This window comes from Gordonibacter pamelaeae 7-10-1-b (genome assembly GCF_000210055.1).
In the GTDB taxonomy this organism is placed as follows: Bacteria; Actinomycetota; Coriobacteriia; order Coriobacteriales; family Eggerthellaceae; genus Gordonibacter; species Gordonibacter pamelaeae.
Genome location: NC_021021.1, coordinates 643,792 through 646,462, shown reverse-complemented (window position 1 = coordinate 646,462; position 2,671 = coordinate 643,792). Strand labels below are relative to the sequence as shown.

Annotated in this window: 4 protein-coding genes; all 4 read right to left on the bottom strand. The window is 70.1% G+C overall.

The features are described from left to right. Positions 1-641: TatD family hydrolase (locus tag GPA_RS03090; protein ID WP_049783991.1), on the bottom strand; the 641-nt coding region annotated here is incomplete at its 3' end. Continuing rightward, positions 638-1,378 carry a tRNA threonylcarbamoyladenosine dehydratase gene (locus GPA_RS03085; protein ID WP_015538899.1) on the bottom strand — a complete coding sequence of 247 codons (741 nt, stop codon included), beginning with the start codon at positions 1,376-1,378 and terminating at the stop codon, positions 638-640. The genes GPA_RS03090 and GPA_RS03085, both read right to left, overlap by 4 nt. A 49-nt stretch (positions 1,379-1,427) precedes the next feature. Next, the gene (locus GPA_RS03080; protein WP_041238904.1) at positions 1,428-1,955 is read right to left on the bottom strand and encodes a DUF6933 domain-containing protein; all 528 of its coding nucleotides are present in this window, start codon (positions 1,953-1,955) and stop codon (positions 1,428-1,430) included. 561 nt (positions 1,956-2,516) lie between these two features. Then, on the bottom strand, positions 2,517-2,671 hold a 155-nt coding region (locus GPA_RS20600), incomplete at its 5' end, for a DUF6363 domain-containing protein (protein WP_197533064.1).

The window sequence follows — 2,671 nt, the reverse complement described above, 5'->3', positions numbered from 1 at the left end:
GCTGGCACGACCGGGCCGGCCTCGGGCGGCTCGTCGGTTTCCAGCAGCAGGCGGTCTCGTGGGATGGCCTGCGCGTAGGCGCGGCCGCGCTTCGAGGCCAGCATGTGCGGGCCCACGGAGAAGAAGCAGCCGAGCTTCGCGGCGCGCTGCAGCTCGTCGGACGTGCCGGAGAACCAGTGGAGGATGCAGGCGCTGCCGACGAGGACGCCGTAGCGCTCGAGGACGTCGAGCACGGTTCCCGCGGAGCGCACGGCGTGGATCGAGAGCACCTTGCCGCCCTCCGCCGCGCAGGCTGCGGCGATACGGTCGAACGCCGCCACCTGGGCCCCGCGCGTCGCCACGTGCTTGAGGCCGAAGTCGAGCCCCACCTCGCCCACGTAGCGCGACGCGGCCGCGTTCGCAACGGCGCGCTCGACGGCCGCCTCGCCCGCCGGCCCTTCTTCCACCCACCAGGGATGCAGCCCCGCCCCCACGCACACGTTGGGGCACGGCGCGAGCAGCCGCGCGGCCCGGTCGAAGCCCGCAGGCGTCACGGTCGTCGAGAACGCGCCCGTTCCGCACGCCGCCAACCCGTCCGCAAGCGCACGGGGATCGGCGTCGAAGTCCAGATGGCAGTGCATATCGAACAGGCGATGCCTCATGCGCGCCCGATCCCCGCCAGCGCGCAGATCACCTCGCCGGCGATCATCTGGCCCATGATGGGCGGCACGTACGACGCCGTGCCGAGGTTCGACCGCTCGCGGCGCGCGGCGCCCTCGCGCACGGGCACGTCCACCGGCTGCTCGCACGAGTACAGCACGCGCAGGCTCCGGATGCCGCGCTTGCGGCCCTCCTTGCGCATGATGCGGCAGAGCGGGCAGTTCACCGTGTCGTACACGTCCGCCACGCGGAAGCACTCGGGGCGCAGCTTGTTCGCCGCGCCCATGCTGCTGATCAGGCGCAGCCCGCGCTCGTCGGCGTACTGCGCGATGGCGAGCTTCGCCGATATCGTGTCGATGGCATCCACCACGTAGTCCGCCCCGCCGGCGTGCGCGTCGAGGAACGTCGGCACGTTCTCGGCCAGCAGGAACTCGTCGATCGCCTCCACCTGCGCCGCGGGGTTGATATCGGCCACCATGGCGCGCGCCACGTCCACCTTCTTGCGGCCGATGGTGCTCGTGAACGCGATGGACTGGCGGTTGATGTTGCTCGCCTGCACCACGTCGTGGTCCACCACGATCAGGCGCCCCACCCCGCCGCGCGCAAGCGCCTCCACGCAGTTCGAGCCCACGCCGCCCACGCCGAGCACCATGACGGTGGAGTCCGCGAGGCGCGCAAGGCCGTCGCGTCCCATGATCAGTTCGAGTTTCGAGGTGGCGGTGTCGCCGGTTGCCGTCATGCGCTTCCTTTCTGTCGGCGACCATGGTAGCACGCCCGTCGAGAAGCGCCTACAACGGGCGGGCGATCCCCAAACGCGCGAGGTCCGCGGCGAAGCGTCCGGCGGGCAGGCCAAGGCCCTCGAAGCCGGCCGCCTTGCACGGCATCTGCTCGTTCGCCAGACGGCACAGCTCCGCCGGGAACGGATCGGCCGCCGCGTCGAGCGCAAGCGGGAGCGCCAGCAGCTTGTCCACCAGCACGTTCATGAACGCGACGGGACGCCGGCCGTGCGTGCGCGTGACCTCGGGCGCGCCGGCGAGGAACCGGTACGCCCCGATCGCGTCCTCGTCGAACCCGCAGGTTGCAAGCGAGGCGTGCAACGCCGCGAGCGCGACGGCCTCCCAATCGCGCCAATCCCCCGGCTGCATGCACGCGAAGGCCGCGAACCGGTTGCGCGCGTTCGCCAGCAGCAGCACGTCGGCCCCGCCGAGCGCCGCACGGTGCGCCTCCCAGCAGAAGAGCGGCTCCTCCGGCTCGCCGTAAGGCGGCCGCGCAAGCCGCAGATGCCGCTGCAACGGTATGGTGATGCCCAGCTGCACCGAGCGTTTCCCTTCGCATCGCCTGAATCGATACAACCCAGTATAGCCGACAGCACGGTCGGAGCGCGGTACGCAGACCGAGCCGTCCGGCGCACGGCCGAGGCGAGCAGCCGAGGATACCGGCCGGCCCCAGTACACGCGAATCGAAAGGAGGTGTCGAAAAGCAGCAGGGGCAGAGGACCGAAAAATGGCAGAGATTCCGAGGTGTGTGACTCTCGGCCCGACACGTTCGGTTCGAATCGATTAAACAGGATAGGCCGATCTGGCCTTTTGCGCCTGCGCTCTCCCGCGAGACGATTTTTCGGCAGGTGAAAAATCACATATCTCGGAATCTCTGCCAAATTGGGGCCCTCCGTCGACACCTCGCAGGCTTGACAGCGCTCCACCACGTTGGGCCGTCGTGATGGGTCCCTTGGCCTGCTCTGCTGGCCCAAGGCAGCAGAGCGCCGGCTGGCCTGCGGGGTGTCAACGCTGGCTGGTCTGTGGGGTGTCGACGCCGGCTTGACAGAGAGTACTCACCTCTCGCGCGCGGCGTCGCCGCACCCTTCTCCGCAGCGCGCCTCAGCCGCGCTGCAGCCACGTTTCCCAGGCGTCGGCCTCGCGTTGGGCCTGGGCGTAGCCCTGGTCGTAGGCGCGGGACAGCTTCGCGTGGTCCGTCTCCCGGTTCGATACCGGCATCTCGTCGGGGTGGAACACGCAGGCGGCGCCCTCGCGCT

Coding starts and splice junctions, on each gene's coding strand:
- GPA_RS03085 (WP_015538899.1), bottom strand. CDS start 1,378: ATGACGGCAACCGGCGACACCGCCACCTCGAAACTCGAACTGATCATG.